At 66.9% G+C, this 5,736-nt stretch carries 7 protein-coding genes and 1 pseudogene; 4 read left to right on the forward strand and 4 right to left on the reverse strand.

Going from position 1 to position 5,736, the window contains the following annotated elements; all coding sequences use genetic code 11:
- Positions 1-463, forward strand: a pseudogene (locus Q0W90_RS22800) (prenyltransferase); the annotation flags it as partial.
- Positions 464-472: 9 nt separating this feature from the next.
- On the opposite strand, the gene Q0W90_RS22805 reads toward Q0W90_RS22800, so the two are convergent.
- Positions 473-1,141, reverse strand: a complete 669-nt coding sequence (locus tag Q0W90_RS22805) for a class I SAM-dependent methyltransferase (protein ID WP_297599871.1) — start codon at positions 1,139-1,141, stop codon at positions 473-475.
- A gap of 194 nt (positions 1,142-1,335) precedes the next feature.
- Here Q0W90_RS22805 and Q0W90_RS22810 point away from each other — a divergent pair, with 194 nt between their 5' ends.
- Positions 1,336-1,959, forward strand: coding sequence for a cutinase family protein (locus tag Q0W90_RS22810; protein ID WP_297599912.1), 624 nt, complete (start codon positions 1,336-1,338; stop codon positions 1,957-1,959).
- Between the two features lie 215 nt (positions 1,960-2,174).
- Positions 2,175-2,816 carry a carboxymuconolactone decarboxylase family protein gene (locus Q0W90_RS22815; protein WP_297599902.1) on the forward strand — a complete coding sequence of 214 codons (642 nt, stop codon included), beginning with the start codon at positions 2,175-2,177 and terminating at the stop codon, positions 2,814-2,816.
- Positions 2,817-3,013: 197 nt separating this feature from the next.
- Here the strand turns inward: Q0W90_RS22815 and Q0W90_RS24525 are convergent, their stop codons facing one another.
- The gene (locus tag Q0W90_RS24525; protein WP_363319573.1) at positions 3,014-3,454 is read right to left on the reverse strand and encodes a hypothetical protein; all 441 of its coding nucleotides are present in this window, start codon (positions 3,452-3,454) and stop codon (positions 3,014-3,016) included.
- A gap of 25 nt (positions 3,455-3,479) precedes the next feature.
- On the opposite strand from Q0W90_RS24525, the gene Q0W90_RS22825 reads away from it, so the two are divergent.
- A complete protein-coding gene (locus Q0W90_RS22825; RefSeq protein WP_297599904.1) occupies positions 3,480-4,328 on the forward strand; it encodes a glycoside hydrolase family 16 protein in 849 nt (282 codons plus the stop codon).
- 9 nt (positions 4,329-4,337) lie between these two features.
- Here Q0W90_RS22825 and Q0W90_RS22830 read toward each other — a convergent pair whose 3' ends face one another.
- The gene (locus Q0W90_RS22830) at positions 4,338-5,183 is read right to left on the reverse strand and encodes an SAM-dependent methyltransferase (RefSeq protein ID WP_297599906.1); all 846 of its coding nucleotides are present in this window, start codon (positions 5,181-5,183) and stop codon (positions 4,338-4,340) included.
- Between the two features lie 30 nt (positions 5,184-5,213).
- The coding region (locus Q0W90_RS22835; RefSeq protein ID WP_297776792.1) for a hypothetical protein at positions 5,214-5,736 on the reverse strand (523 nt) is incomplete at its 5' end.

Genomic DNA, 5,736 nt, shown 5'->3' on the forward strand with positions numbered 1-5,736 from the left:
CGAAAAAGACCGCTACTCGATGGACTGGTACTACCCCATCCTCGGCAGCGCCTTGCGAGGTCCGGCGGCGGCCGCGCGTATCAAGCAGCGCTGGGATGACTTCGTGGTCGACGGTCTGGGCATCCGGTGTGTGAGCGATCGCCCGTGGGTGACCGGCGCCGAAACCTGCGAGCTGGTGATGGCGCTGGACGCCCTCGGCCAGCGATCCGATGCTCATCGCCAGTTCGCCGCGATGCAACACCTTCGCGAGGACGACGGATCCTATTGGACGGGACTGGTTTTCGCGGACGGGAAGCGGTGGCCCGAGGAACGCACCACCTGGACCGGCGCCGCGATGATCCTGGCGGCGGATGCCCTGTCGAACGCGACCGCCGGCGCGGGGATCTTCCGCGGCGACGCGCTCCCGGTGGGCCTGCAGACCGACTTCGACTGCGAATGCGTCGCAACCGGGCCCGGCCGCTAACCCGCAGACTTACCGCGAAACCTGCTCCCCCGGCCGGCCGCTGACGCGTTCGAGCACCCGTAGCGATCCGGTAGCCGATATTTCTCGGAACTGGCCGGAATCGATTGCGCGACAGTAGATGTGATACGGGGGCCGCCCGCCGTCCTTGGGGTCGGGGAACACGTCGTGGATGACCAGCGCGCCACCGGCGGCGACCCACCTGGCCCATCCGTCGAAGTCCTGGTTCGCGGCGTCCTCGCTGTGTCCGCCGTCGATGAACAACAACTGCAGCGGCGCCCGCCACGCCCGCGCCACCAGCGGCGACCGGCCGACAATGGTGACGACGTGCTCGTCCAACTGGGCGGTATCGAGGGTGCGGCGAAACGTCGGCAGGGTGTCGAACAAACCCGTGACCTCATCCACCAACGAGGCGTCGTGATACTCCCAGCCGGCCTGATGTTCCTCGGAGCCGTGGTGGTGGTCGATCGTGTAGAGCACGCTCGCGGTCTGTTGCGCCGCCGCGCCCAGCAGCAGGGTGGATTTGCCGCAGTACGTGCCGATCTCGACGCCGGTACCGCCATCGAGGTACCGCAGCGCCGCGTCGTAGAGCGCGCGCCCTTCGTCGGCCGGCATGAAACCTTGTACCTGCTCGGCCAGTGCGAAAAAACGCTCGGGCGCATTCGTGTCGACGTGATCCATCAGCCGAACCTATCGCCCGGATCGGCGCCGCCGACACCGCGGTCGATGTTCGCGCTGAGCGATCACACGTGGCTCGTTTGCCGGCTGCCCAGCGGGCGCGGCAAGATCGCTTTACCATCATGGGCGTGCGCGCCCTGCTTATCCGTAAATTCGGTGCTGTCGGCCTTATCGCGGTCACAACCGCGACGGCCCTGATGTTGGCGGCCGCGGTGCTTCCGCCGGGGACGCCGGCCGGGGTGCCGTCGGCCGCGGCCGCGAGTTGCCCGCCGGTGCAGGTGGTCTTCGCCCGCGGCCGCAATGAATCACCAGGACCGGGCGTGCTGGGCAATGCGTTCATCAGTGCCCTGCGATCCAAGGTGTCGAAGACCGTCGACGCCTACGCCGTGCGCTACCCCGCCGACACCGAGGTCGCCCAGGGCGCCAACGACATGAGCCACCACGTCCAGGACATAGTGAACACTTGCCCGGACACCCGGCTGGTGCTGGGCGGTTACTCACTGGGTGCGGCGGTCACCGACGTCGTGCTCGCCGCACCCATCGGCGCGTTCGGCTTCGACAGCCCGCTGCCGCCGGGCATCGATCAACACATCGCCGCCGTCGCATTGTTCGGCAACGGAAGCCAGTGGGCGGGCCCCATCACCAACTTCAACCCGACCTATAACGACCGGACCATCGAGTTGTGCCATGGCGCCGACCCGATCTGCAACCCGGCCGACCCGAACACGTGGAAGCAGAACTGGCCACAGCATCTCGCCGGCGCCTACATCGACGCGGGCATGGCCAACCAGGCCGCCGACTTCGTCGCCGGCAAGCTCTGATAGGTCGGCACCTGATGGGCGACGGCGCCCGCGCGCGTGTCGGGCAATGGTCGACCGCCGTGCAGCGCACGGGGCGGTGGTGAATCCGCTGTGCGGACTCTCATCATCTGTGGTTGCTGCGAGCTGTGTTGACGCGACGGTGGAACTTAGGATCGAACACGATCCAACGCCGACTGCGTATGCCCGATTGGTGCCGCCAGCTGAGAGGAGACGCGATGCCGCGTCTGAAGCCGATCCCACGGAGTGAAGTCAGCGACGAATTCACGCTGAAGATGTACGACTTCATGTTCGGCGATCGTGATCCGGTGGCCGAGCCGGGCACCATCGGCGGCACACCCGGCAACTGGTGGACGGTGATGGCGCAATCCCCCGCCGCCCTGCGCCACGCTGTGCGGGGCTTTCGCCTGTACCGCGAAGAGGTCTCGATCCGGGCCGATCACCGCGAGCTGGGCCAGATCCGCGCGGGCTGGGTGGTCGGAAGCCAGTTCGTCTTCTCGCAACACTGCAAGGCGTGCCGGTCCGCGGGTATATCCGAGGAGAAGATCGCGGCCATCCCGTCCTGGCAGACCGCCGACTGCTTCGACCAAACCGAGCGGCTGTTGCTGGCCTACACGGATTGCCTTGCGGGACAGCACGGCCGGGTGCCGGAGCGGCTGATGACCCAGTTGCGGGAGGTCTTCAGCGACACCGAGGTCCTCGAATTCACCTACACCACCACCATGTACGTGATGCACGCGATCATGTCCCGGGCATTGCGGCTGGAATTTGACGACGTCGACGACCCGACCGTCGAGGTCGCCGATCCGGAAGGCGCCGGTGTGCTCGACATCGGTGGCGCGACGTCCGGGCGTGACTGACCATCGCGGCGACATGTTCCCGGCGCGGGTTGACGTTGGTCCGCGGTCCCGACGCGAGGCTGTCCTGGAAGTCGGAAGAAAGGTGGGCAGCACATGCGCGTAGCAACGCCATTGTTTCCGCAACGAGGTCGCCGGCTAGGACGGCAAACGGAGGTGGGCGAATGCCCGGCGGATCAAAAAAGGGCGGATCAAACGGCTCAGGCTGGGGTGGTGCCGGTGCCGCTCGAATAGGCCTTGAAATTGCGGATGAGCGGAATGACCGCACTGCCCGAGGCTGCGGCGCGCTGACGGGCGCGATATGAAGGGTGGCGACGCATCGCTGCACTGCGTTCGCGATCGCGACGTTGGGCGGCGGCCCATACCGGGTGGGACTGAAGGAAGATAACCGTGCCTTCTGGGGTATTCGCCACGATCGTCACTCCTCTCAGACCACCCGCAAATGCTAGGACAGTGGTTATCGGATCGTGATTCCAGAATGCCCATCGAATCCTGAGACCAAACCATCCGCCAAGATGAGAATTGGCCGTGAATTCGTCAGACATAGTCCGCTGCCACTGCCCGGCCGCCGTCCCTGCTGGCCCGGCCGCGATACGAACGATACCGGCGGGCTCCGACAATTCCCGTTTTAACGTCTTCACGGTTGGCTGCTATGGTCCCTTGCTTATGCCGGAGATCGATCGCCGCCGCATGATCCTGACAACCGGGATCGGCGTGCTGGCAGCCGCGCTGCCGGCCCCGAAAGCCCGGGCCCACCCGGCCGGACGGGGTGAGTCCGCCGGTCGGATACCTCCGCCCGCCGCACCCAGCGGCCAGTCCGGCACCTACATCTTCTCCGACGAATTCGACGGTCCGGCCGGCTCTGCGCCCGATGCGTCCAAATGGGCGGTGGCGAAAGCCCGCGAGACGATCAAGGATCCGACCTATTGGGAGCGGCCCGAGAACATCGGCCAATACCGCGATGATCGCCGCAACGTGTTTCTCGACGGCAAGTCCAATCTGGTTCTGCGCGCCGCCAAAGACGGTCCCACCTACTACAGCGGCAAGGTTCAGAGCCTTTGGCGCGGCGGCGTCGGCCACACCTGGGAAGCCCGGATCAAGCTGGGCTGCCTGACCGCCGGCGCGTGGCCCGCCTACTGGCTGGGCAATGAGGATCAGGGCGAAATCGACGTCATGGAGTGGTACGGCAACGGCAACTGGCCCTCGGCCACCACCGTGCACGCCAAGGCCAACGGCGGCGAATGGAAGACCCACAACATCGCGGTGGACAGCGCTTGGCACACGTGGCGATGCCAGTGGGATGACGCCGGCATCCGGTTTTGGAAAGACTACGTCGACGGCGCGCAACCGTATTTCGACGTGCCGGCCAGTTCCCTGCCGGATTGGCCGTTCAACGGGGCTGGCTACACGGCCTATCCGGTGTTCAACCTGGCGGTGGCCGGCTCCGGCGGTGGCGATCCCGGCTCGGGCACCTACCCCGCCGACATGCTCGTCGACTGGATTCGCGTCTGGTAGGAGCCGCCGTCAGTGGGTGAGCAGGGCAACCGCACTCGACGATTTGCCGCCCGGACGGCGCAAATCCGGCCGAGGCAGCCAGGCAAGCGGATGCATCCAGATCGGTAGGCGATGCAAGCGGTGGGCGGCCACCAATACTGACTCCGCCTCGACGGTCCGCCAACCGAGGTCTTCGAAAAAGGCCAGCCCGTTGTCGGGTGCGAACTTGAATGGCGCGTTTTCCGAGATGCCGGCGACGTTCTTGTTGATCCGCTTCTTCAGGCCCGGAAAGGCGAAATCGAGCATCCACCACGCGACGTCGGGGCGCTTGATCGCATCCGAAAGCCCGACGACGTCGGTGGGCTCGAGGTACATCGACAGACCCTCGGTCAGCACGAAGGCTTTCGCGGCACCATTCAGCGCGTCATTGAAGAACGCGTCTCGGGCGTGCGGGTCGGCGAGATCAACCGCTATGCGGTGGAGCCGGCAGCGCGGGGTCTGATCGCCGAGTACTTGCGTCTTCTCCTCGAGCAACTTGGGTAGATCGGCCTCGATCCAGGTGAGATCGGGTGGGAGGTCTAAGCGGTAGGGCCGGGTGTCCAGGCCCGCGGCCAGGTTCAGCACCCGGTCGCAGCCGTTCGCGAGCGCGTCGGCGATGGCGTCGTCGATGAGCTTGGTCCGCGCGACCAGCCAAAAACCGCTGCGATCCGCCCAGCGAACGTTGTCGACGATCGCGCGACCGTGTGCACCGGCGAGGCGTTCCGCGAGCGGGTCGCAGAACAGCGCATCGGGGCGGGCCGATTCGGTCGCCCGGTGCAACGCCGTCCACCGGGCTGTATCGGAAACATGGGTGATGGTGTGCGCGTCGCCTGACATACGTTGCGTTATAGCAGCCCCGGCGCCGCCCTACTGACCGGCCCTGCCCCCGGCAAGCCACGCCTCGGTCACGGCGCGGGTCGCAGGCGGCGGAAGGACGGCGTCCGGTGCGCCGAGGCGACCGACCTTGACGGTCCACGCCGCCGAGGAGCGGTCGATGCAGGAGCCGGCGCCCTGGCTGGGCAGCCACAGCACGGCGAGGTCGCTGCCGGGGCCGCCGCATCCGTAGACGCCGACATAGCCATCGGCCCGCCCACCCCACCCGCCGCCGTTGCGCAGCAGGCATCGGGTGCCGTCGTCGAGGGTGAGCGCGAACGGGTCCGGGTTGGCGGCCGCGTGCACGGGCGCAAGCTGACCGTCGAACATCACTCGGTGCAGCTGCCTGTCCCACGGATTGTCCACGCACAGAAGTGATCCCGGCGTGGACGGCCAGCAGGTGCCGGCCCCGGCCGCGCTCGGCGAACAGTAGTAGACGTTGTCGGCCACCGCCGACGGTGACGGCTCCGAGCAGTCGCTGGCTTGCCCGACGTTGTCGGGCCCGGACAACACGTGA

Origin of the sequence: Mycobacterium sp., from assembly GCF_025933915.1 — a bacterium.
Taxonomy (GTDB): Bacteria; Actinomycetota; Actinomycetes; order Mycobacteriales; family Mycobacteriaceae; genus Mycobacterium.

What these genes read in the sequence shown, in the direction of transcription:
- Q0W90_RS22805 (WP_297599871.1), bottom strand. Translation starts at nt 1,141, where the DNA reads ATGGATCACGTCGACACGAATGCGCCCGAGCGTTTTTTCGCACTGGCC.
- Q0W90_RS22810 (WP_297599912.1), top strand. Translation starts at nt 1,336, where the DNA reads ATGTTGGCGGCCGCGGTGCTTCCGCCGGGGACGCCGGCCGGGGTGCCG.
- Q0W90_RS22815 (WP_297599902.1), top strand. Translation starts at nt 2,175, where the DNA reads ATGCCGCGTCTGAAGCCGATCCCACGGAGTGAAGTCAGCGACGAATTC.
- Q0W90_RS22825 (WP_297599904.1), top strand. Translation starts at nt 3,480, where the DNA reads ATGCCGGAGATCGATCGCCGCCGCATGATCCTGACAACCGGGATCGGC.
- Q0W90_RS22830 (WP_297599906.1), bottom strand. Translation starts at nt 5,183, where the DNA reads ATGTCAGGCGACGCGCACACCATCACCCATGTTTCCGATACAGCCCGG.